Origin of the sequence: Pseudomonas chlororaphis subsp. piscium (assembly GCF_003850345.1) — a bacterium.
Lineage (GTDB): Bacteria > Pseudomonadota > Gammaproteobacteria > Pseudomonadales > Pseudomonadaceae > Aquipseudomonas > Aquipseudomonas piscium.
Genome location: NZ_CP027707.1, coordinates 975,798 through 999,445 on the forward strand (window position 1 = coordinate 975,798; position 23,648 = coordinate 999,445).

18 protein-coding genes are annotated in these 23,648 nt (G+C 62.8%); 12 read left to right on the top strand and 6 right to left on the bottom strand.

Features of this window, described 5'->3' with window-relative positions; all coding sequences use genetic code 11:
• The first annotated feature begins 7 nt into the window (after positions 1 to 7).
• The 4 genes from C4K38_RS04360 to C4K38_RS04375 all read left to right on the top strand — a co-directional run bounded on the left by C4K38_RS04360 (position 8) and on the right by C4K38_RS04375 (position 4,283).
• On the top strand, positions 8 to 1,057 hold the full coding sequence (locus C4K38_RS04360; RefSeq protein ID WP_053277419.1) for an agmatine deiminase family protein: 1,050 nt from the start codon (positions 8 to 10) through the stop codon (positions 1,055 to 1,057).
• A gap of 4 nt (positions 1,058 to 1,061) precedes the next feature.
• Complete coding sequence (gene aguB, locus C4K38_RS04365; RefSeq protein ID WP_053277420.1) at positions 1,062 to 1,970, top strand: N-carbamoylputrescine amidase; 909 nt, start codon at positions 1,062 to 1,064, stop codon at positions 1,968 to 1,970.
• 2 nt (positions 1,971 to 1,972) lie between these two features.
• Positions 1,973 to 3,076 (top strand): extracellular solute-binding protein, encoded by a 1,104-nt coding sequence (locus C4K38_RS04370; RefSeq protein WP_053277421.1) that lies wholly within the window; start codon positions 1,973 to 1,975, stop codon positions 3,074 to 3,076.
• A gap of 82 nt (positions 3,077 to 3,158) precedes the next feature.
• Entirely contained in the window at positions 3,159 to 4,283 is a 1,125-nt protein-coding gene (locus C4K38_RS04375; RefSeq protein ID WP_053277422.1) for an agmatine deiminase family protein, read from the top strand.
• A 367-nt stretch (positions 4,284 to 4,650) separates the two neighbouring features.
• On the opposite strand, the gene C4K38_RS04380 is transcribed toward C4K38_RS04375, so the two are convergent.
• From C4K38_RS04380 to C4K38_RS04390, 3 genes are all read right to left on the bottom strand, one after another.
• Positions 4,651 to 5,505: a 3-hydroxyacyl-CoA dehydrogenase family protein gene (locus C4K38_RS04380; RefSeq protein ID WP_197678039.1), complete on the bottom strand. Its 855-nt coding sequence runs from the start codon at positions 5,503 to 5,505 to the stop codon at positions 4,651 to 4,653.
• Positions 5,506 to 5,519: 14 nt separating this feature from the next.
• The gene (locus C4K38_RS04385; protein WP_053277423.1) at positions 5,520 to 6,176 is read right to left on the bottom strand and encodes an acetyltransferase; all 657 of its coding nucleotides are present in this window, start codon (positions 6,174 to 6,176) and stop codon (positions 5,520 to 5,522) included.
• A gap of 469 nt (positions 6,177 to 6,645) precedes the next feature.
• Positions 6,646 to 7,542 (bottom strand): hypothetical protein, encoded by an 897-nt coding sequence (locus C4K38_RS04390; RefSeq protein WP_053277424.1) that lies wholly within the window; start codon positions 7,540 to 7,542, stop codon positions 6,646 to 6,648.
• A gap of 338 nt (positions 7,543 to 7,880) precedes the next feature.
• Here C4K38_RS04390 and C4K38_RS04395 point away from each other — a divergent pair, with 338 nt between their 5' ends.
• The gene (locus tag C4K38_RS04395) at positions 7,881 to 8,177 is read left to right on the top strand and encodes a DUF6388 family protein (protein ID WP_007922267.1); all 297 of its coding nucleotides are present in this window, start codon (positions 7,881 to 7,883) and stop codon (positions 8,175 to 8,177) included.
• A 58-nt stretch (positions 8,178 to 8,235) separates the two neighbouring features.
• Here C4K38_RS04395 and nadC read toward each other — a convergent pair whose 3' ends face one another.
• The gene (nadC, locus tag C4K38_RS04400) at positions 8,236 to 9,084 is read right to left on the bottom strand and encodes a carboxylating nicotinate-nucleotide diphosphorylase (RefSeq protein ID WP_053277425.1); all 849 of its coding nucleotides are present in this window, start codon (positions 9,082 to 9,084) and stop codon (positions 8,236 to 8,238) included.
• Positions 9,085 to 9,426: 342 nt separating this feature from the next.
• Between nadC and C4K38_RS04405 the strand changes: the two genes are divergently transcribed.
• The 4 genes from C4K38_RS04405 (at position 9,427) to C4K38_RS32845 (ending at position 15,325) form a co-directional block, all read left to right on the top strand.
• Positions 9,427 to 11,631, top strand: a complete 2,205-nt coding sequence (locus tag C4K38_RS04405) for a DUF1631 domain-containing protein (protein WP_053277426.1) — start codon at positions 9,427 to 9,429, stop codon at positions 11,629 to 11,631.
• Positions 11,632 to 11,693: 62 nt separating this feature from the next.
• A complete protein-coding gene (gene ampD / locus C4K38_RS04410; RefSeq protein ID WP_009042134.1) occupies positions 11,694 to 12,254 on the top strand; it encodes a 1,6-anhydro-N-acetylmuramyl-L-alanine amidase AmpD in 561 nt (186 codons plus the stop codon).
• The gene (gene ampE / locus C4K38_RS04415; RefSeq protein ID WP_053277427.1) at positions 12,251 to 13,087 is read left to right on the top strand and encodes a regulatory signaling modulator protein AmpE; all 837 of its coding nucleotides are present in this window, start codon (positions 12,251 to 12,253) and stop codon (positions 13,085 to 13,087) included. The genes ampD and ampE overlap by 4 nt, the downstream gene beginning before the upstream one ends.
• Before the next feature lie 1,533 nt (positions 13,088 to 14,620).
• Positions 14,621 to 15,325, top strand: coding sequence for a methyl-accepting chemotaxis protein (locus C4K38_RS32845; protein ID WP_371877868.1), 705 nt, complete (start codon positions 14,621 to 14,623; stop codon positions 15,323 to 15,325).
• Position 15,326: 1 nt separating this feature from the next.
• On the opposite strand, the gene C4K38_RS04425 is transcribed toward C4K38_RS32845, so the two are convergent.
• Positions 15,327 to 16,115: a TatD family hydrolase gene (locus tag C4K38_RS04425; protein WP_053277429.1), complete on the bottom strand. Its 789-nt coding sequence runs from the start codon at positions 16,113 to 16,115 to the stop codon at positions 15,327 to 15,329.
• 2 nt (positions 16,116 to 16,117) lie between these two features.
• Positions 16,118 to 17,113 (bottom strand): catabolite repressor/activator, encoded by a 996-nt coding sequence (gene cra / locus C4K38_RS04430; protein ID WP_053277430.1) that lies wholly within the window; start codon positions 17,111 to 17,113, stop codon positions 16,118 to 16,120.
• Positions 17,114 to 17,409: 296 nt separating this feature from the next.
• Between cra and ptsP the strand changes: the two genes are divergently transcribed.
• From ptsP to C4K38_RS04445, 3 genes are read left to right on the top strand one after another with little or no spacing between them, the layout of a single operon-like run.
• Positions 17,410 to 20,271: a phosphoenolpyruvate--protein phosphotransferase gene (gene ptsP / locus C4K38_RS04435; protein WP_053277431.1), complete on the top strand. Its 2,862-nt coding sequence runs from the start codon at positions 17,410 to 17,412 to the stop codon at positions 20,269 to 20,271.
• Complete coding sequence (pfkB, locus tag C4K38_RS04440) at positions 20,271 to 21,212, top strand: 1-phosphofructokinase (protein ID WP_053277432.1); 942 nt, start codon at positions 20,271 to 20,273, stop codon at positions 21,210 to 21,212. The genes ptsP and pfkB overlap by 1 nt, the downstream gene beginning before the upstream one ends.
• Before the next feature lie 11 nt (positions 21,213 to 21,223).
• On the top strand, positions 21,224 to 22,966 hold the full coding sequence (locus tag C4K38_RS04445) for a PTS fructose-like transporter subunit IIB (protein ID WP_053277433.1): 1,743 nt from the start codon (positions 21,224 to 21,226) through the stop codon (positions 22,964 to 22,966).
• The last annotated feature ends 682 nt before the right edge of the window (positions 22,967 to 23,648 follow it).

The window sequence follows — 23,648 nt, forward strand, 5'->3', positions numbered from 1 at the left end:
CACTTGTATGCAATTCAACGATGCGCAGAACGGCTGGCTCATGCCCGCCGAATGGGTACAGCACGCCGCCACCTGGATGGCTTTTCCCCATAACCAGGCCCTGTGGGAAAACAGCTGGGGCGTGACCCTGGCCGATGTGCAGGTCGACTTCGCCCGCGTGGCCAACGCCATCGCCCGTTTCGAACCGGTGAAGATGGTGGTCGACCCCTGTGCGGTGGCGCGAGCCCGTGAGTTGTGCGCGGCGAATATCGAACTGGTCGAACTGGCGATCAACGACAGCTGGTGCCGCGATTCCGGTCCGAGTTTCGTCTGCCATCCGCGCCTGGGCATGGCCGGGGTCAACTGGCGCTTCAACGCCTGGGGCGGCAAGTCCGCCTGCGACCTGGACCAAAGCCTGGCGCGGCGCATTCTCGACAACCTCGGCCTGCAATGCTTCGACACATCGCTGACCAACGAAGGCGGCGCCATCCATGTGGACGGGCAGGGCACCCTGATCACCACCGAATCGGTGCTGCTCAACGGCAACCGCAACCCCGGCATGAGCAAGGCCGAAATGGAGGAGATCTTCGCGTGCCTGCTGGGCGTGAAGAAAACCATCTGGCTGCCCGGCGACCCCGACTACGTGACCGGCGACATGACCGATGGCCACGTCGACGGTGTCTGCGCCTTCGCCCGGCCCGGTGCGCTGCTGGTGGACGCGACCCGGGATTCATCTTCGGTGTACGCCGAAGTCGTGCGCGAGAACCGCCGCGCCCTGGAACTGGCCACCGATGCCCAGGGACGTCGCTTCGAAATGCTCGAACTCTTCGAGGCCAGCGATGCCGTGGACCAGGAGGCCGAGGTGTTCTGCGCGTCCTACACCAATTTCTACATCGCCAATGGCGCGATCATCATGCCTGCCTACGGTATCGGCGCCGATGACGAGGCGGCGGCGACCCTGCGCCTGGCGTTCCCCGGGCGTGAGGTGGTGCCGGTGCGGATCAACCAGCTGGCCCACGGCGGCGGTGGCGTGCACTGCATCACCCAACAGCAACCGGCCTGGCCGCTGAAGGGGTAATGTCATGACTCATCTGACCGTCGCCACCACCCAGTTCGCCTGCAGCTGGAACCTGGAGGACAACCTCGACCAGGCCGAGCAGCTGGTGCGGGACGCCGCCGCCAAGGGCGCGCAATTGATCCTCCTGCAGGAACTGTTCGCCACCCCGTACTTCTGCATCGAGCAGGACCACAAGCACCTGGCCCTGGCCCAGGAATATGGCAAAAGCACCGTGCTCAAGCGCTTCGCCGACCTCGCCCGGGAACTGGGCGTGGTGCTGCCGCTGAGCTGGTTCGAACGCGCCGGCAATGCCTTCTTCAATTCGCTGGCGGTGGCCGATGCCGACGGCCGCCTGCTTGGCGTCTACCGCAAGACCCACATCCCCAACGCCATTGGCTACCAGGAGAAGGAATACTTCAGCCCCGGCGATACCGGCTTCCGTGTCTGGGACACCGCTTTCGGCCGCATAGGCGTGGGCATCTGCTGGGACCAGTGGTTCCCCGAGACCGCCCGCTGCCTGGCCTTGATGGGCGCCGAGGTGCTGCTCTATCCCACCGCCATCGGCTCCGAGCCGGGCGCCGTCGGGCTGGATTCGCGCGACCACTGGCAACTGACCCAGCGTGGCCACGCGGCCGCCAACATCCTGCCGGTGATAGCGGCCAACCGTATCGGGCAAGAGGTGGCGACCACCGATCCGCAGTTGCGGATGGAGTTCTACGGGTCGTCCTTTATCACCGATCACAAGGGCAAGCTGCTGGCCGAGGCCGACCGTGACACCACAGGCGTGCTGGTGCAGCGGCTGGACCTCGGCGCCATGGCCGAGGAGCGCCTGAGCTGGGGCATCTACCGGGATCGTCGCCCGGAAATGTATGGCCCGCTGCTGGGTCTGGACGGTTGCCGAACCCACGAACACTGGTCGCGCCAGGGGGCCTGAAGATGAATCTCATCAAGACGCTGTCGGTGCTTGCGCTGGGCCTTGGCCTGGGCTGCACGCAATTCGCCGCGCAGGCCGAGGACAAGGTCCTGCGCCTGTACAACTGGGCGGACTACTTCGCCCCGCAGACCCTTGCTGCCTTCACTCGCGAGACCGGTATCCAGGTCATCTACGACGTGATGGACAGCAGCGAGACGCTGGAAGCCAAGATGATGTCCGGCCACAGTGGTTATGACCTGATCTTCCCCGGCGATACCGTGGCCGAACGCCTGATGCGCGCCGGTGCCCTGCAGAAGCTCGACCAGGGCAAGCTCGAGCACCTGGATGACATCGAGTCCGGTTTGCGTACGTTGCAGGCCCGTTATCCGCACTCGCGGCATGCCACCGTGCCCTACACCTGGGGCACCATCGGCCTGACCTGGAACCAGGCGATGATCGACAAGCGTCTGAATGATGCGCCGGTGAACAGCCTGGATATGATCTTCAAGCCCGAGATCGCGGCGAAGTTCGCCGACTGCGGCATCTCCATGATCGACTCGCCCGACGAAGTGCTGGCCGTGGTGCTCAACTACCTGGGCCACGACCCGCGCAGCAGCAAGCCGGACGAATTGGCCGAGGCGGTGGCGCTGCTCAAGGCCATCAAACCGTACATTCGCAAGTTCCAGTCGCAGCCGGTGACCCAGTTGGTCAACGGCGATATCTGCCTGTCTCTTGGCTACAGCGGCGACATGACCCAGGCCCAGCGTACCGCCGACGAGGCCGGCAAGGGGACGCGCTTTGAGTACCGCATTCCGCGGGAGGGCACCACGGTATGGATGGACACCATGGCCATCCCGGCCGATGCCCGCCACCCGGAATACGCCTATGCGCTGATCAATTTCATCATGCGCCCGCAAAACATGGCGGCGATCAGCAACGCCACCGGCTATCCCACCTCCAGCGCCAAGGCCAGACCGATGGTGGCGGCCGACATGCGCAATAATCCGGATATCTATGTGGACGAGGCCACCTACGGGCGGCTGATTCCCGGCAAGGACATTGCGCAGCGCGACATGCGGGCGCGAATGCGCGCCTGGACCACCTTCAAGAGCAGCCTTCACGACTGAAGCCGCCAACCACCAAAGCAGGGCGGGCACCCGGTAATCGGGTGGCCACGCCCTTCGAGATTCACTCAACAGAGAACACCTCATGTCTACACGCCGTGACTTCATCAAGCAGCTGATGGCGGCCAGCGGAGTCGGTGCCGCCGCCTCCCTTGGCCTCGGCTTTGGCGCCCCGCGCATTTTCGCCGCCTCGGCCGGCAACTGGTACATGCCCGACGAGCACGGCCCGCAGGAGCGGGTGATCCTGGCCTTCGGCGCGTCGTCCCGGGTCTGGGAGGACTGGGCGGGCGCGGTGAACGACACCATCGCCCTGCTGGCCAGGACCATCGCCAAGTACCAGCCGGTGACCCTGCTGTGCCGCGCCAGCCAGCTGTCGTTGGCCAAGAGCAAGTGTGGCACCAGCAATATCGACTTCCTGACCCTGTCGCTGGACGACGTCTGGGTGCGCGACTACGGCGGTTGCTTCGTGGTCGACGGCGCGGGCGGCCTGGGCCTGGTGGACTTCAACTTCAACGGCTGGGGCGACAAGCAGGCCTCGGCCAATGACACCCGCGTGGCCGACGCCCTGAGCGAAGAGATGGAAGCCCGCTACATCCGCAGCGCGCTGGTGGGCGAGGGCGGCGGCATCGAGGTGGACGGGCATGGCACCGCGATCATCACCGAGAGCTGCTGGATCAACGACAACCGCAACCCGGGGCTGGGCAAGGCGCAGATCGAAGCCGAGCTGAAGGCCAACCTCGGCCTGCGCAAGATCATCTGGTTGCCGGGCATCAAGGACAAGGACATCACCGATGCCCACGTCGATTTTTATGCGCGCTTCGTCAAACCCGGCGTAGTGATCGCCAACCTGGACAACGATCCCGAGTCCTATGACTACGCCGTGACGCGCAAGCACTTGGAAATCCTCAACGCCGCCACCGACGCCGATGGCCGCAAGCTGGTGGTCCACACCCTGCCGCCGCCGACCAAGATGCGCAGCAACCAGTACACCCGCGACAACCCGGATTTCGCGCCGGGCTATATCAACTTCCTGCCGATCAACGGCGCGGTGATCGCCCCGCAGTTTGGCGACGCGGCGGCGGACCAGTACTGCAAGGACCTGCTGACCAGGCTTTATCCGGGGCGGGTGGTGGAGCAGCTCAATATCGACCCGATCGCCGCGGGTGGCGGCGGCATTCATTGCGTGAGCAAGCATTTGCCACGGGTGTGAGATGGCTTTGGGGGGGCGTAAGACCAGGGGAGCGGATCTGACTCGATCCTTCATGCACAACAAAGCCCGCATCGAGCGGGCTTTGTCATTCTTATCGGGCAGGTCCAGATGATTCAGGCAATTAGTTTTCTAATTTGAACCATGACCTCATGCCGCTAATTAGTGAGGTTTCAGCTCTGAAAATTGGTAACGTGATTACTGAGTCGCACTGTTCCATGATCGACAGCGGCCTAGGACTAAATTGCAAGGCCGTCTGTCAGGTGCATATGGAAAGTGACTGGGTGAGTTGGAGCGTACAAGCCAGGATCAGGTGTCCCGAACTTCTTGGTGTGAAGTGGCCTTCGATCCAAGAAAGTCGGAGTATCAACTAATAGTTGTAGAACCCAATGCCTGTTTTTCGTCCAAGTCGATTGGCTCTGACCATTTTCCTTAATAATGGATGGGCTCGATATTTCGGGTCGCCCGTTTCGTTGTGAAGCGTTTCCATGATCGACAGGTTTACATCGTTGCCAATTAGGTCTGCAAGAGCCAGTGGGCCAATAGGGTGGTTGGCACCAAGCTTCATGGCTTTATCGATTTCCTCGGGGCTAGCCACACCTTCCGCCAATATGCCAATAGCTTCATTGATCATCGGTATGAGCATTCGGTTAACGATAAAGCCAGGGGCTTCATTAACCAGTACTGGCTCTTTGCTTAATTCTTTTGCGAAGTTAAATGCCCAGGTGGCGGTTTCATTGGAAGTAGATAGGCCGACAATGACCTCGACCAGTTTCATCACTGGTGCAGGGTTGAAAAAGTGCAGGCCGACGACGTTCTCGGGGTTTTTAGTAATGCTCGCAAGTTCGGTAATGGAGAGCGACGATGTATTCGTGGCGATCACCGACTGAGCATTGGCATGCTTGGCAATCTCTCGGAATACTTCGTGTTTGGCCGTCATGTCCTCGGTGATGGCTTCAAGAACCAGGTCGCAGTTTGAAATTTCTTCGAAGCTGCCGGCAACGGATATCTTGGCAGAGTAACTTTGGGCGTCTTCACGCAAAAGCCTCTTTTTATTGATCATCCTTTCCCATTGGGAGTTCAGATCATCAAGCGCGGAGCAGCAGCCGGATTCGGAGCGGCCAAGCCATACCAACGAATGGATGATATTGGACTGGGCCAGAATCTGGACGATCCCTTTTCCCATCGTCCCAGACCCAATGACCGCAACTTTAATTTCTTTCATGCTGCAAGGAGTCCTTATTTGGAAATTTTGTTTAGAGGCTTCGCTGGATTGCCGAACACTGTTGTATAGGGGGCGACGCTTTTTGTTACAACGGATCCCATCCCAACCACTGCGCCTTCGCCGATAACTATCGGCCTGTCTGGTGTTCCTTGGCGAATCATTGCGCCAGTCCCAATATAAGCGTGGTCTTCAATGACCACGCTACCATTGCATTGAACATTGGGTGCGAACGTCACGTAATCACCAATCACGCAATCATGTGCTACGTACGAATAGATGTTTGCGTGAAAAAACTTGCCTATCTTGGCGTTGGCTGTAACCGTCGTGAATGGGCAAAATATCCCGCCTTCCCCTATGATGTTATGGCTCAGTTTTACTGAGTTGGTTGCAGATATAGAGAAGGGTTTTATGCCTGAGGCGATAAATTGCTCAGCAATTTTCTGTCTAATCTTGCTGTTGGCGATTGTGATGTTGAAGAACTTTTCGCCATCCATGTTCAAGAAGCTGGCGGTATCCACGAGGTTAATTCCGTTGATGTTTTTTTCTGTCTGGTTATCGTCAACGAAAATTAACTGGAACTCTTTTTCATTACGCATGCTAATCATTTCTTGTGCTAGAGGTGCTACCTCACGCCCAAAGCCACCAGCACCAACGATTGCATAAATTTTCATGTTCGATCCTTCAATTCTGTGTAAAGGGAAGCGCCTCGAGCCGTGACATGCTTGAGTCGCTACCGACGCAATGGACGCGGCCGAATTCTACATTCGAAATAGCTCAATGTCAGGACGTCCAGATAGCTGGGCGCAATATCTAGTAGGCAATGAGGATGCAGAGGAGGGCGGTACCGTACAGGGTTCTTGCGAGGATACCCTTGTACATCGTGTGTTCCTTTTGTCGGTTATGTAGGCAGGGGTAGCCGGCCAGTAGGGAGCTTGATACAGACGAATAGGAAATGTAGGGACAGGAGAGTTTTGGTAGGTCATGAACGAAGGTGAGAGTACACAGGGTTGTGGTTTCTCTGTTTCTCTTGTGTACCTCTGAGCCTGTATCCAGTGTCCATAGTCGACAATCGGCGATCTCAAATCGCACGAACGACAAAGCCCGCATCGAGCGGGCTTTGTCGTTTTTACCGGCCTTGAATCACTTCACCTTGCTTCTCAGGTCCTCGAGGCTGCGTTTGAGCTGGTCCAGGTTCTGGCTCTGATTGCTGACCTCGCTCTTGAGGCTGGACAGCTCGCTGGAGCTCGAACTGGAGCTAGAGCTGCTGCCACGCTTGAGGTCATCGATCTGTCTTTCCAGCTTGTCCAGGGTGCCGGCTTGACTGCTGACCGTGCTCTTGAGGCTGGACAGTTCGCTGGAGCTCGAACTGGAGCTTGAGCTGCTGCCGCGCTTGAGGTCGTCGATCTGACTCGCCAGCTTATCCAGGGTGCTGGCCTGACTGCTGACCGTGCTCTTGAGGCTGGACAGTTCGCTGGAGCTCGAACTGGAGCTTGAGCTGTTGCCGCGTTTGAGTTCCTCGATCTGCTTGCCGAGTTTGTCCAGTTCGCTGGCCTGGTCGCTGGTAACGCGCTTGAGGTTGTTCACTTCACTGGCGTTCGAGCTGGAGCTTGTACCGTTGTTACGCTTGAACTCTTCAAGCTGGGTTTCCAGTTTTTTCAGCTGGTTGGCTTGCTCGCCGGTGGTTTTCTTGAGGTTGCTCACCTCACTGGCATTGGAGCTGGAGCTGCTGCCAGTGTTGCGTTTGAGTTCTTCGATCAGGCGGGCCTGGCTGTTGACGAGGTCCTTGAGCTTTTCCAGCTCGGCGGTGCTGCTCTTGAGGCCGTCCTGCAGCTTTTGCAGGTCATCCACGGTGAAGCCGCTGGGGCGCACGCTGAACTTGAGGTCCACTTCCTGGTGCAGGGCCGAGATCCTGTCCGAGTACGAGGCGCTGCTGGAGTTGAACTCGACGGCCTGGGCGGGGAGTGACAGGCTGCTGAGGATCAGGGTGGAGAGACTGGTGGCGAGGAAGGCGGACGAACGCTGAGTGCGGCTGAACATCACTGGGTTTCCTTGTGAAGTGCCGATATGGCACATCGCTATGACTGCGTTCTTGCCTGCTTGTTCCAGGGGCAAGAAGGCGGGGCGGGGAGAGGAATGTAACAACGTATTTTTCATCAAAGTGCCTTGAGCGAACGGACAGGTTTTTTGTCGGTGCGCTGTAAGGATTCGTAGGCATCCGCAGGCAAAGGCCCTATATTCGCAGCCTGTCTGAATGGCTTTCAGATGATCCCGAATGGTTCACGGCCAGATAAATCGGCTTTCACAGCGTTTTTTTGCGGCAAAGAGATCCCAACGATCCAGATCCATCTTCCATTCCCATGATCAGAGAGAACGAGATGATTCCTAAAGAAGCCAGAATTGACGTAGCCCTTGAAAAGTACCTGGCTGCCACGCCTTCCTTGCAGGAAGAAATCAGCGCCCTGAGCCCGCAAGAGCAGAAGCAGCAGGCCCAGTGGGCGTTCGAGGACGAAGCGGAGTCGCGCGGCATCGAGCCGTGGGAACTGGTGCTGGAGTTGGTGGCCGAGTCGCCCGAGGAGCTCAAGGCCATGCGCCTGGAGGTCCATCAGGAGGTGGCCGAGGCCCTGGGCATGGACCTTCAGGACTACCTGGAACTCAACGAAATCGACGATTGATGCAAAAACGCCAGCCTTTCAGGGGCTGGCGTTTTTCTTCGGGGTACTGCGCAAAGAGTCAGAGGCTCAAGCGCATCGACAGGTCGACCGCCTTCACATCCTTGGTCATCGCCCCGATCGAAATGTAATCGACGCCCGTCTCGGCGATCGGGCGCAAGGTGCTTTCATTGATCCCGCCGCTGGCTTCCAGCTTGGCCTTGCCGGCATTCAGGCGTACCGCCTCGCGCATGTCATCCAGGCTCAACTCGTCGAGCATGATGATGTCCGCGCCCGCCGCCAGGGCTTCCTTGAGTTCCTCCAGGCTTTCCACTTCGACTTCCACCGGCTTGCCCGGGGCGATCTTGTGGGCGGCGCTGATCGCCTGGGCAATGCCGCCGCACGCGGCAATATGGTTTTCCTTGATCAGGAAGGCGTCGTACAGGCCGATGCGGTGGTTGTGGCAGCCACCGCAGGTCACCGCGTACTTCTGTGCCAGGCGCAGGCCCGGCAGGGTCTTGCGGGTATCCAGCAACTTGACCTGGGTATCGGCGACGAAGTCGGCGTAGTACTGCGCGCGGGTGGCCACGCCGGACAGCAACTGCAGGAAGTTCAGGGCGCAGCGTTCGCCGCTGAGCAGCGAACGGGCCGGGCCTTCAAGGTGGAACAGCACCTGGTTGGGGCTGACGCGCTCGCCGTCACGCACCTGCCAATGCACGGCGACCCGCGGGTCGAGCTGGCGGAACACCGCGTCGACCCAGGCCGTGCCACTGATGATCGCCGCTTCGCGGGTGATGATGGTGGCTTTGGCCAGGCGTTCGGCCGGGATCAGTTGCGCGGTGATATCGCCGCTGCCGATGTCTTCCAGCAACGCACGGCGCACGTTGGCTTCGATTTCGGCGGTCAGGTCGGCGAGGCGTAGATTCGGCATAGCGGGCTCCACAAACAAAGTGGCCCGATTATAGGGCCATGGCGCAAGCGAACCCAAGGCAAGCACCCTCCCGTAGCTGCATTTGGTCGCCTGGTATGAGCCGTTTGCGAGAAAGGGCGGTCGCTATATGAACGCTATTTCAAAGCCCGCGCAGAGTCTGCTGGCACAAGAAGGGGCTTTTACCAGATAATCCGACTTCTAATTGACGTCATAGCTTTGACGTTTGTTTGGCTCCCCGATATTTGAAATGCAGCGGTGCGTATCGATGCCCGCTGGGACTCGACTGTGAGCGTCGGCCGACCTTTCATCGCGCGGCAGAGAAAACCCTTTCAGGAGGCTTGGATGCACAACGACGGGAATGTAGTGCCTTTGCACAAGGCGGCTACGGATCAGGCGAACGCTTCGCCGCTCGCCCGCCTGCCTGTGATTCTGCTTCAGGTCCGTGACAAGGCCGCCCAGCAACTGCGCCATGGCCTGCAGGAACTGTTCGATAACGCCGACGACACCTTGTTCGAGATGGCCGACCGGGCCCAGAACAATGTCGACCAGAACACCTTTTTCGAAGCCATGCGCGACCTGCGCCTGAAACGCAAAAGCATCGAGCGCGGCTTCCTGGAAAAACTCTTCGAGGCCTTTGTCGGCCTGGTCCAGTACGACCCCGCGCCGGCGATCGCCCAGGCCGTCGCCTACGCTCCACCCGCCGATACCTGCCGTGACGACCTGGAGCGCACCCTGGCCCTCGAGGCGATGGTCGCCAAGGCGGGTAACCGTGACGGCTTTGCCCTTGGCCAACTCACCGCGCGCCTGAACGTGCTGCTGGGCAAGCGCCTGGATGATCGCAGCAACCCCCTGGGCCCGGCCATGCTCTGCGAGTATTTCCTCGAATCCGGGCGCAACCTGGGGGTGGAGATCAAGGTCAAGCTGATCATTCTCAAGCTGTTCGAGCGTTATGTGCTCAGCGAGGCCGACCAGCTGTACGCTGAAGCCAATCAGCTGCTGGCCGCCACCGGCGTATTGCCGGAGCTCAAGCCGGCGCCGGCGCGCCGGGCCCTCGACCAGGCGGCCGCGAGTATCCAGGCCACGCCCGAGCCCGGCGTGGCGCAGATGGACGAGAGCGTTCAGGAAGTGTTCGCCGCCTTGCAGGAGCTGCTGCTGCATGTCCGCGGCAGCGTGGTGCCGACCCTGGAGGCGAGCGCCGAAACCCAGCCGATTTCCACCCGTGACCTGCTGCGCCTGTTGTCTCACCTGCAGCACTACGTGCCGGCTGGCACCCAGGACGATTTCGACCTGCGCAACCACTTGGAACAGCTGCTGACCCGGGTCAGCGTGAAGAGCGGCAAGTCGCGGGTGGTCGGGGTGGCCGACGAGGACGTGATCAACCTGGTGGCTATGCTTTTCGAGTTCATCCTGGCCGATCGCAACCTGCCGGAATCCTTGAAGACCCTGATCGGCCGCTTGCAGATCCCCATGCTCAAGGTCGCGGTGCTGGACAAGAGCTTCTTCAGCCGCAGCAGCCATCCCGCCCGCCGCCTGCTCAACGAAATCGCCGCCGCGGCCATGGGCTGGGGCAGCTGTGACGATTATCAGCGCGACAGCCTGTACCTGCGCATCGAACAGGTGGTGCAACGGTTGTTGAGCGACTTCGTCGACGACCCGGCGATCTTTTCCGAGCTGCTCGCCGAGTTTCTCGCTTTCACCAGCGACGAACGCCGCCGCAGCGAGCTGCTGGAGCAGCGCACCCGTGACGCCGAAGAGGGGCGGGCCAAGGCCGAGCTGGCGCGGCGTCGCGTCGAGCAGGCACTGAACGAGGGGCTGCGGGGCAAGGTCCTGCCACTGACGGTCGTCGAGTTCGTGCAACAGGCCTGGAGCAAGGTCCTGCTGCTGACCTGTCTCAAGCATGGCGAGCACTCCGGCGAATGGCGCGAAGGGCTGAAAACCATGGAGCAACTGATCTGGAGCGTGCAGCTCCACACCGATCCGGATGCCGCCATGCAGTTGCTGGCGCTGGTGCCGGACCTGCTCAAGGCGCTGCGCGACGGCTTGAACAGCGCGGCGTTCGATCCGTTCGCCACCAGCGAGTTCTTCAGCCAGTTGGAAGCCCTGCACCTGCAGGTGTTCGAGGGCTTCGGCGAGAACGCCGGGCAGCCTTGGCCGGGCCTGGTGGACGAGCAGCCGGCGATGGTCGCGGTCGAGGAGCACATCATCCTGCCCTGTGCCGAGGAGGGCCCGCTGGAGGCCGCGCCCCTGGCGCTGGCGCCCAACGATCCCGGGTTGCTGCGGGTCGAACAACTGCGGCTGGGGGCCTGGGTCGAATTCCTCGAAGACGAGGACAACAGCGTGCGCTGCAAGCTGGCGGCCATCGTGCAACCCGGCGACAAGTACATCTTCGTCAACCGTACGGGCATGAAGGTCCTGGAGCGCACCCGGGTCGGCCTGGCCCTGGAGTTTCAGCGCGGGGCGGTGCGTGAGCTGGACGACACCTTGCTGTTCGACCGGGCGCTGGAGTCGGTGATTGGCAGTTTGCAGCGACTCAATCGCGGCAAGTGATCGCAACCTGGGCGTGGAACGCGGCATACTGGGCCGTCACAGGCTTCGTTGAAGGAATCGGTATGCAGTTGGACCCCGCAAGCGGCTGGTGTCACGGCGTTCGCCATTGCCCGTCACCCAATTTCAACGCACGCCCCGCGGATGAAATCTCCCTGCTGGTGATCCACAACATCAGCCTGCCGCCGGCCCAGTTCGCGACGGGCAAGGTGCAGGAATTCTTCCAGAACCGTCTTGATGTCACAGAGCATCCCTATTTTGCCGGGATCGCCGACCTGCGCGTGTCCGCGCATTTCCTGATCGAACGTGACGGAACCGTCACTCAGTTTGTCTCCTGTCTGGACCGCGCCTGGCACGCCGGCGTGTCGTGGTTCGACGGGCGCGAAAGCTGTAATGATTTTTCCCTGGGGATCGAACTGGAAGGCACCGACGAGCTACCGTTCACCGATGCCCAGTACGACGCGCTGATTGCCTTGACCCGGCAGTTGCGGCAGGCCTTCAAGGCCATCACCCCACAGCGGATTTGTGGGCACAGCGATATTGCTCCGGGGCGCAAGACCGATCCGGGGCCCGGATTCGACTGGGTACGCTATCGCGCGGCCCTGAACGAAGGGGAAGGACAATGAGTTTTCTGGTGTTGCTGCTGGCGGTATGGATCGAGAAATTCTCGGCCTTGCGCCAGCGCGTTCAGCATGACGAGCCGTGGTTGCGCCAACTGTTCCGGCAGGAGGCCAGCCCGCGCCTGGCCAAGCGTCCCTGGTGGGTGCTGGCCCTGCTGGTGTTGCTGCCGGCAGTGCTGCTGGGGTTGCTGTTGCTGATACTGGAGCCGCTGGCCTATGGCCTGCTGGCGTTGCCGGTGCATCTGCTGGTGGTGATCTACAGCCTGGGGCGGGGCGACCTGCTGGGCGAACTCGGGCCGTTTCGCGATGCCTGGCGCCGCGAGGACCTGCAAGCCGCGGCGCATGTCGCCAAGCGCGACCTGGAGATCTGCGCCGACAGTGGCGAGCAGTTGCTCGGGCAGGTTCAGGGGCACCTGCTGTGGCAGGCCTACCAGAGCTTTTTCGCGGTGATCTTCTGGTACTTCCTGCTGGGGCCGGTGGCCGCATTGAGCTATCGCCTGCTGGCGCTGGCCGCCGAACACAGCAAGAACCCGGCGGTCGCCGAGCGCGCCGGGCAGCTGCGGCATGCCTTCGATTGGTTGCCGGTACGCCTGCTGGCGGCCAGCTTCGCCCTGGTGGGCAACTTCGTCGCGGTCAGCCGGGTGATGCTCCACGAGTTGCTGAACTGGAACATCAGCGCCGCGCAACTGGTGGAGAAGGTCGGCCTGGTCGCCGCTGAAATCCCCGCGCCGATCACCGGGCCGGATGGCATTCTCAGCCTGGACCGGATCTGGGAACTGTTGCTGCGGGCCGCGGTGCTCTGGTACGCCGGTTTTGCCCTGTGGACCGTGCTGCCCTGACGGCGAGCAGCGAGTGAGCGCTGGCGAGCCTCCCCGGTCTTGCCAGCGCAGACAAAGCCGTCCTTCTGTCTGTCGCCCCCGCGGTTAACCTTAAGTTACAAACCCTTTTGCCGATTTGAGCTATACAGAAGCAGCGCCAAATAGTGGCTATCTGCCGTGTTCGCGCACCTGCCAATAAAAATAAAAGCAAAAAAAGGGGGACTTCTTGTGAAGAGCTTGCTCTATCCCGCCATTGCCCTGATGAACCGCCTGAGCTTCGGCATGAAGTTCAGCCTGATCAGCGTGCTGTTCTTTCTGCCGATGCTGGTCACCAACTTCTATCTGGTGCGCGATTCCTACCGTGAATTCCAGGGCACCCAGGTCGAGCTGCAAAGCCTGGACCTGCTGGGCAGCAGCCTGACCCTGCGCCGCGATCTGGAAACCCTGAACAACATGGTGCAGATCAACGCGACCCTGGGGCAGTCCGGCAAGGCCGGGGATATTGAAAGCAAGATAGTCACCCTGGAAAAGTCCGTGCTCGAACGCTTGCAGGGCCTGGCCGCGGTCACCGTGGACCCTGAGCAGATCGGCGTGTTCGACGGCAAGCGCGATGAAATGATCGCCGCCTTCAAGGCGCAACAGGCGGAAAGCTCGCTGCAAAGCAAAAGCGCGCTGATCGGCAAACTCTTGGGCAGTGCGCAGATTTTCAGCCAGATCATCGCCAGCCAGTCCGGCCTGAGCCGCGATACCCAGAGCGATGTGCGGCAGTTGAGCGAACTGGTGACCAGCGTCACGCCCCAGGTCACGCAAATCCTCGGCGAAGGCCGGGCGATGGGCGCCTATTCCCTGGGCCAGGGGTTTCTCAACTCATCCGCCAGCACCCGCTTTGACGAGTTGCTGGTGCAGATCGAAAAACTCCAGGCCGAATACGGCCTGAAACTGCAGGATGCGCTGGGCTCGAGCAAGGCCGCCCAGGGCGCGTTGGACAGCCTGGCCAGCGCCAGCAAAGGCAGCCTCAAGCAAGCCAGCGAGCTGTTCGAAGAGCAGGTGGTGATGGCCGATACCCTGGATGCACCCTGGCAGGGCTTTTATGACCAGGTCAGCGGGCTGATGGCGCAGACCTACCAGCTCAACGAGGCGACCCTGAAGTTCCTCGGCGAGGAGCTGCAACAGCGGCTGGGGCAGAACCGTACGCAGATGGTGCTGCTGGTGGTGGCGCTGGCGGCGGTGTTCCTGCTGATCTTCTATCTCTACGGTGGTTTCTACGTCTCGACCCGCACCACCCTCAAACGCCTGGGCGCGGTGATGGACAAGGTGGCGGCCGGCGACATGACCGTCACCTTCAACGCCCAGAGCCGTGACGAGCTGGGGGAACTGGGCACGGTGTTCAACGGCACCGTGGCGAAGATCCACGACCTGATCGAGCTGGTGGGCAAGACCGTCGGCGAGGTCGAGCGCCAGGCCGGGCAGGTGGAAAGCGTATCGGCCCAGAGCAACCAGGCGGTGGCCGGGCAGCGCAGCCAGATCGAGCAGGTGGCGACGGCGATGAACCAGATGTCCGCCACGTCCCAGGAAGTCGCGCGCAGCGCCGCGGCCGCGGTCAGCAGCGCCCATAGCGTCAACGACGAGACCATCAGCGGGCGCGGGCTGGTGGAATCCCAGCAAGGCAGCATTGCCCAACTGGCCAGCGAGATCGACCAATCGGTGCTGGTGATCAATCAGCTGGCCAGCGACAGCCAGGCCATCAGCCGGGTGCTGGAGGTGATCAAGAGCATCGCCGAACAGACCAATCTGCTGGCCCTCAACGCCGCCATCGAAGCGGCCCGGGCGGGCGAGCAGGGGCGGGGCTTCGCGGTGGTGGCTGACGAAGTGCGGACCCTGGCCAAGCGCACCCAGCAATCGACCGAGGAAATCGAGCAGATGATCGTCAAGCTCCACGGCGGCGTGGGGGCGGCGGTCAAGGCCATGGGCGTCAGCCATCAGATGGCCAATGGCACGGTCGGGCAATCGGAGAAAGTCCAGCAGGCGCTGGAGAACATCCTCGGCGCGGTGGGCATGATCGTCGACCAGAACCAGCAGATCGCCGCGGCGGTGGAGCAGCAGACCGCGGTGGCCCACGACATCGATCAGAACATCGTCGAGATCAACCGCGCCGGCGAGCGCACCGCCGAAGGCGCGTACCAGACCGAAAACGCCAGCCGCCAGCTGTCGGCGCAGGTGGTGCAGTTGAAGCAGTTGATCAGCGCGTTCCGGGTCTGATTCAGGCGCTGTGGGGCCAGCCGAACAGCGCGCAGGCGTTGGTAGTACTGGCCGCCGCTAGCTGTTCGGGGCTGACGGCCATGATCTCGGCCAGGGCCGCGCAGATCTCCGGCAGGTGTTGCGGGCTGTTGCGCTGGCCCGGGTACATGGCGGGCGCCATGTCCGGCGAGTCGGTTTCCAGCACCACCGCGTCCAGCGGCAAGTCGGCGATGACTTTGCGCAGGCGCAGCGCCTGCGGCCAGGTCGCGGCGCCCCCCAAGCCCAGTTTGAATCCCAGCTTGAGGTATTCGCGGGCCTCTTCGCGGCTGCCGGCGAAGGCGTGGATGATGCCGGCGCGCTTGAGCTTGAAGCGCTTGAGGGTGGCAATCACCGCGGCATGGCTGCGCCGTACGTGGAGCAGGGCCGGCAGCTGGAAGTCCGCGGCCAGTTGCAGTTGCGCTTCGAACAGCTGCTGCTGGCGCTGGCGATCCAGCTGTTCGAGAAAATAATCCAGGCCGATCTCACCCACCGCGCACAGCTGCGGGTGGCCCGCCAGGCGGGTCAGCCAGTCGCCCAGCTCAATCAGGTCGGCCGGTTGGTGCTCGTCGAGATAGACCGGGTGCAGGCCAAAGGCGGCATACAGGTCGGCATCGCTTTGCACCAGCTCCCAGAGCCGCTGCCAATTGCGCTGATAAACCCCCAGCACCACCATCCGTCGCACGCCGAGGGCGCGGCTGGCCGCCAGCAGCGCCTGACGATCCGCGTCGAAATCCGGAAAATCCAGATGGGTGTGGCTGTCGATCAGCTCCACGGTCAAGCCTCGTGAATGCGCTGCTTGAAGGTCCGGGCGATGGCGTGCACGCCGGGTTGGTAATGGGCTTCTTCAATGGCGGCCAGGGCCAGTTGCAGGGCCTTGTCGGCAATCAACTGGTGCTGCTGGGCCATGGCGTTCACCGGCAGCGGCAGGAAGTCCAGCAGCTGGGTATCACCGAAGGTGCCCAGGCGCAGTGGCCGCGACTTGAGCGGAAAGTCGTGCAGCGCGTCGAACACCCCTTGCAGCAGCACGTAGGAGGTGGTCACCAGGGCATCCGGCAGGTGGCCCAGGCGCTCCAGCAGCGCTTCCATCAACTGGCGACCGCAGTCGCGGCTGAAGGCTTCGCCCTGTTCGATCAGCACCTGGCCGTCGAAACCTTCCAGCGCTTGCTTGAAGCCGGCGGCGCGTTCGCGGCTGATGCCCAGCTCGGGGCGGGCGCCGATCAGGGCGATCTGCCGCGGCTGGGGCTGCAACAGGCTGCGGGTCAGGTGCAGGCTGGCTTGTTGATCGTCGCTGATCACCGAGCAGAAAAACTCCGGCTCCATCACCCGGTCGATGGCAATGATCGGCAGTCCCTGGGCCTGCAACAGACGATAGGTGTCATCCTCGGGCGGCAGGCAGCTGGCGACGAACAGCGCGTCGCAGCGGCGGGCGCGGAACAGTTGCAGCAACTGCCGCTCGCTGTCCGGGGCATCGTCGGAGCTGGCGATCAGCAGTTGGTAGCCACGGGCGCGGGCGCCTTGCTCGAGCAGCTTGGCGATGCGCGCGTAACTGGGGTTTTCCAGGTCCGGCAGGATGAAGCCCAGGGTCCGGGTGCGCCGGCTGCGCAGCCCGGCGGCTTGAGGGTTGGGCGTGAAGCCATGTTCCTCGACCACCGCCCGGACCCGTTCGACGGTCGCGTTGCTGATGCGTTGCTGTTCGGCCTTGCCGTTGATGACGTAGCTGGCGGTGGTGACGGACACACCGGCCAGTCTGGCGATATCGCTGAGTTTCAACCCGGGTTTTCCTTGTTTTCTGGAGCTTGCCCCGACATTTTCGCCAATCCTAACCGATATAGGCAGGCGACCAATGTCGGAACGTGCAGCCGACAGGTAGGGCTTCAAGGATGGAAGATTATCGAGTAACGTGCCCAATATTCTAGATTAAACGTTTCAGCACGCGTATTTTCTAGGGATATGGGCAGACGGGAACAGGGCCTTGCCAAGCCGGCGGTCCCGTTTGTGGCATTAAAGCCGCCTGACTGATTCACTCAAAACAATACCTAGCGCCCCGGCGCTAAATAGGAGAAAGCATGCTCGAGCTCACTATTGAGCAGATATCCATGGGCCAGTCGGCTGTGGATAAGTCTGCGGCCCTGCACCTGCTCGCCGACAAACTGGTGGCCGACGGCCTGGTCGCCGAAGGTTACCTGGCCGGCCTGCAGGCCCGCGAAGCCCAGGGCTCGACCTTTCTCGGTCAAGGTATTGCCATCCCCCACGGCACCCCGCAAACCCGCGATCAAGTGTTCGCCACTGGCGTGCGCCTGCTGCAATTTCCCGAGGGCGTGGACTGGGGCGATGGCCAGATCGTCTACCTGGCGATCGGCATCGCCGCCAAATCCGACGAACACCTGCGCCTGCTGCAACTCTTGACCCGCGCCCTCGGCGAAACCGACCTTGGTCAGGCCCTGCGCCGCGCCAGCTCGCCGGAAGCCCTGCTGAAACTGCTGCAAGGCGCGCCGCAGGAACTGGCGCTGGATGCGCAGATGATCGGCCTGGGCGTGGCCGCCGAAGATTTCGAAGAGCTGGTGTGGCGCGGCGCCCGTCTGCTGCGCCAGGCCGACTGCGTCAGCAACGGTTTTGCCGCGGTGCTGCAACAGGTCGAGGCGCTGCCCCTGGGCGATGGCCTGTGGTGGCTGCACAGCGAGCAGACCGTCAAGCGCCCGGGCCTGGCCTTCGTCACCCCGGACAAACCGATTCGTTACCTGGGCCAGCCATTGGCCGGGCTGTTCTGCCTGGCCAGCCTGGGCGAGGCCCATCAGGCCCTGCTTGAGCGTCTGTGCGCGCTGTTGATCGAAGGCCGTGGCCATGAACTGGGCCGGGCCACCAGCAGCCGCGCGGTATTGGAAGTGCTGGGCGGCGAACTGCCGGCCGACTGGCCGAGTGCGCGCATCGTCCTGGCCAACGCCCACGGCTTGCATGCACGCCCGGCGAAGATCCTCGCGCAACTGGCGAAAAGCTTCGAGGGTGAGGTCCGTGTGCGGATCCTCGACGCACCGGGTTCCGCGGTCTCGGTGAAAAGCCTGAGCAAGCTGTTGAGCCTCGGCGCCCGCCGTGGTCAGACCCTGGAGCTGATCGCCGAACCGAACATCGCCGCCGACGCCCTGCCAGCCTTGCTGGCGGCCATCGCCGAAGGGCTGGGGGAAGAAGTCGAGCCGGTTCCAGAAGCCTGCGCGCCTCAGGAAGTACCAGAAGAAGTCGAGGTGCCCATCAGCGCGCCGGCTTCCGGCAGCCTGGTCCAGGCCATCCCGGCGGCCCCCGGCATCGCCATCGGCCCGGCGCATATCCAGGTGATCCAGCCGTTCGACTACCCGTTGCGCGGAGAGTCCACCGCCATCGAGCGCGAGCGCCTGCAACGAGCCCTGGCCGAGGTCCGGCATGACATCGACGGGCTGATCCAGCGCAGCAAGGCCAAGGCCATTCGCGAGATTTTCGTGACCCACCAGGAAATGCTCGACGACCCGGAACTGACCGACGAAGTCGACACCCGCCTCAAGCAGGGCGAAAGCGCCGAAGCGGCCTGGATGACCGTGATCGAAGCCGCCGCCCGGCAGCAGGAAGCCCTGCACGACGCTCTGCTGGCCGAACGCGCCGCCGACCTGCGGGACATCGGCCGGCGGGTGTTGGCGCAGTTGTGTGGCATTGAAACCCCGACCGAGCCGGACGAGCCCTACATCCTGGTGATGGATGAAGTCGGCCCGTCGGACGTGGCGCGCCTCGATCCGGCGCGGGTCGCCGGCATTCTCACCGCCCGTGGTGGCGCCACTGCGCACAGCGCTATCGTCGCCCGTGCCCTGGGGATTCCGGCGCTGGTCGGTGCCGGTGCCGGCGTGTTGCTGCTCAAGCCGGGCACGCCGCTGCTGCTCGATGGCCAGCGCGGTCGCCTGCATGTGGATGCCGATGCCAGCACCCTGCAACGGGCCACCGAAGAGCGCGACACCCGCGAACAACGGCTCAAGGCCGCCGCCGAACAACGCCATCAACTGGCGCACACCACCGACGGCCATCACGTCGAAGTCTTCGCCAATATCGGCGAAAGCGCCGGGGTGGTCAGCGCCGTGGAAAACGGCGCGGAAGGTATCGGCCTGCTGCGCACCGAACTGATTTTCATGGCCCACCCGCAAGCGCCGGACGAAGCCACCCAGGAAGCCGAATACCGCCGCGTGCTCGATGGCCTGGCCGGGCGGCCGCTGGTGGTGCGCACCCTGGATGTCGGCGGCGACAAACCGCTGCCGTACTGGCCGATCGCCAAGGAAGAAAACCCCTTCCTCGGCGTGCGTGGCATCCGCCTGACCCTGCAACGTCCGCAGATCATGGAAGCCCAGCTGCGCGCCTTGCTGCGCTCGGCGGACAACCGCCCGCTGCGGATCATGTTCCCCATGGTTGGCAGCGTCGATGAATGGCGCGCCGCCCGCGACATGACCGAGCGCCTGCGCCAGGAAATCCCGGTGGCCGACCTGCAACTGGGGATCATGATCGAAGTGCCGTCCGCCGCCTTGCTGGCGCCGGTGCTGGCCAAGGAAGTGGACTTCTTCAGCGTCGGCACCAACGACCTGACCCAATACACCCTGGCCATCGACCGCGGTCACCCGACCCTGTCAGCCCAGGCCGATGGTCTGCACCCGGCGGTGTTGCAACTGATCGACATCACCGTGCGCGCGGCCCATGCCCACGGCAAGTGGGTCGGCGTGTGCGGCGAGCTGGCGGCCGATCCGCTGGCGGTGCCGGTGCTGGTCGGCCTGGGTGTGGACGAACTGAGCGTCTCCGGACGCAGCATCGCCGAGGTCAAGGCACGCATTCGCGAGCTCAGCCTGACCCAGGCACAAACCCTTGCGGAGCAGGCCCTGGCCGTCGGCAGCGCGAACGATGTGCGCGCCCTTGTGGAGGCCATGTAATGGCAAAGATTCTTACCCTGACCCTGAACCCGGCGCTGGACCTCACCGTCCAGTTGGCGCGCCTGGAGCCGGGGCAGGTCAACCGCAGCGAAGCCATGCACACCCACGCCGCCGGCAAGGGCGTGAACGTGGCCCAGGTGCTGGCCGACCTTGGCCATCAACTGACCGTCAGCGGCTTCCTCGGTAAAGACAATCCCCAGGCGTTCGAGGCGTTGTTCGCCCGTCGCGGTTTTATCGACGCCTTTGTCCGTGTGCCCGGGGAAACCCGCAGCAACATCAAGCTGGCCGAACAGGACGGGCGCATCACCGATCTCAACGGTCCCGGCCCGGAGGTCGACGAAGCGGCGCAACAGGCCTTGCTCGCACGCCTGGAACAGATCGCCCCGGGGCATGACGCGGTGGTGGTGGCCGGCAGCCTGCCGCGCGGCGTCAGCCCGCAATGGCTGCACGCCTTGCTGAGCCGTCTTAAGGCACTGGGGCTGAAAGTGGCGCTGGACACCAGCGGCGAAGCCCTGCGTGCCGGTCTGGCCGCCGGACCCTGGTTGGTCAAGCCCAATACCGAGGAACTGGCCGAAGCCCTGGACAGCCCGGTGCTGTCGCTGGCGACCCAGGCCGAAGCCGCCAGGCGCCTGCACGCCCAAGGCGTCGAGCATGTGGTGATTTCCCACGGCGCCGAAGGCGTGAACTGGTTCAGTGCCGCGCCGGCCTTGCAGGCGCTGCCGCCCAAGGTCAGCGTGGCCAGCACCGTCGGCGCCGGCGACTCGTTGCTGGCCGGCATGCTCCACGGCCTGCTCAGCGCCCACGCGTTTGAACAGACCCTGCGCACCGCCACGGCCATCGCCGCCATGGCCGTGACCCAGATCGGTTTTGGCATTACCGATACCGCGCAGTTGGCACAGCTTGAACAGGGGGTGCGCGTTCATCCCCTCATAGAACAATAAGAGGGTTGGTCATGAAGTTAGCCATTGTTACCGCCTGCCCGAACGGCATGGTCACCAGTGTGCTGTGTGCCCGGTTGCTGGACGCCGCGGCCCAGCGCCAGGGCTGGAGCACCAGCGTCGAAGTGCATGACGAGGCGCACCCGGAACGGCAATTGTCGGCCGCCACCCTTGAAGCGGCCGAGTGGGTGCTGGTGGTCAGCACCGGGCCTGTGGATATGTCGCGGTTTGTCGGCAAACGGGTGTTCCAGAGCTCGCCCTCCGTGGCCCTGCAGGACGTCGATGGCGTGCTGCGGCGCGGCGCTGTGGAGGCCCAGGTGTATGTCGCGGCCGAAGCCGTGGCCGAGCCGGCACCGGCCAGCAAAAGCGCGCCCCGGCTGGTGGCGGTCACCGCCTGCCCGACCGGCGTGGCCCATACCTTCATGGCGGCCGAGGCCTTGCAACAGACTGCCAAGCGCCTGGGTTATGAGCTGCAAGTGGAAACCCAGGGTTCGGTCGGCGCACGCAACCCGTTGAGCGCCGAGGCCATTGCCGCGGCGGACGTGGTGCTGCTGGCGGCGGATATCGAAGTACCCACCGAGCGCTTCGCCGGCAAGAAGATTTACCGTTGCGGCACCGGCATCGCCCTCAAGCAATCCGAGGCCACCCTGAACAAGGCCCTGGCCGAAGGCCAGGTGGAATCGGCAGCTGCGGGCGCTGCCGCAGCCCCGGCCAAGCAGGAGAAAACCGGTGTCTACAAGCACCTGCTGACCGGTGTGTCGTTCATGCTGCCGATGGTGGTGGCGGGCGGTCTGATGATTGCTTTGTCCTTCGTCTTCGGTATCACCGCGTTCAAGGAAGAGGGCACTCTGGCCGCGGCCCTGATGCAGATCGGCGGCGACACCGCGTTCAAGCTGATGGTGCCGCTGCTGGCCGGCTATATCGCCTACTCCATCGCCGACCGGCCGGGCCTGGCGCCGGGGATGATCGGCGGCATGCTTGCCAGCACCCTGGGGGCGGGGTTTATCGGCGGGATCATTGCCGGTTTCATCGCCGGTTATGCGGCCAAAGCCATCAGCAAATACGCGCGCTTACCCCAGAGCCTGGAGGCCTTGAAGCCGATCCTGATCATCCCGTTGCTGGCCAGCCTGTTCACCGGCCTGGTGATGATCTATGTGGTGGGCAAGCCGGTGGCCGGGATGCTCTCCGGCCTGACCCATTTCCTCGATAGCATGGGCACCACCAACGCGATCCTGCTGGGGGTGTTGCTCGGCGGCATGATGTGCGTCGACCTCGGCGGGCCGATCAACAAAGCGGCCTATGCCTTCTCCGTGGGGCTGCTGGCATCGCAGAGTTACGCGCCGATGGCGGCGACCATGGCCGCCGGCATGGTGCCGCCGATTGGCCTGGGCATCGCCACCTTTATCGCCCGTCGCAAGTTTGCCCAGACCGAGCGTGAAGCCGGCAAGGCGGCGCTGGTGCTGGGGCTGTGCTTTATCTCCGAAGGCGCGATTCCATTCGCTGCCAAGGACCCGTTGCGGGTGATCCCGGCGAGCATCGCCGGCGGCGCGCTGACCGGGGCGCTGTCGATGTATTTCGGCTGCAAACTGATGGCGCCCCATGGTGGGTTGTTTGTGATGCTGATTCCGAATGCGATCAACCATGCGTTGTTGTATTTGCTGGCGATTGTGGCGGGGAGTTTGTTGACGGCGGTGGTGTATGCGGTGGTGAAGCGGCCGGAGGCGACCGAGCTGGCGTTGGAGCCGGTCAAGGCCTGATTGCCTCAGGCGGGCTTGCTTCGTTTCTGTAGGAGCGAGGCTTGCCCGCGACAGCGTCCTCGTTGGCGCTGCATTTTTCGGCCGGTGTACATATCCATTCCTGCGGTAACGGCCACTTATGGTTTCGCCCTTACGGCGACTCACTTTTTACAAACGCCTAAAAAGTAAGCAAAAACGCTTGCCCCTGCGTACGGCCTTCGCTGCGCTCAGGTTCCCTCGCTCCGGCGTCCATCAGGGGGCATCGACTCCGGTCGGCTTCGCTTCGACCTCCATACGATGTCCTCGACTGCGTCGAGGGGCGCTGCGCGCCATCCCCCTGATGAACACCTCCACTCGGCCTCCCGATGGGGCGGGTGGATCAAAAGCAAGATCAAAAGCGAAGGCCAGAGCCAGAGCCAGAGCAAAAGCGATATTGCAGCGTGATGGTAATTGGATGTCTGACGCAAACTCTGTAGCCGCTGCCGAGCCTGCGAGGCTGCGATCGACTGCGCAGCAGGCGCAGGATTTTGAGACCGCTGGAGGACCTTCGGTCCTATCGCAGCCTGCGGCAGCGGCTACAGGGATCGTGTGTATCAGGTCCTATGGATGACAGTTTTGTTGTGTAAGACGCTGTCTGAAAGTGAGGCGCTTCGCTTTCCTTTGTAAGGCTTTTCCGAGAAGCTCCCGGCCGCTTGCGTCTGGG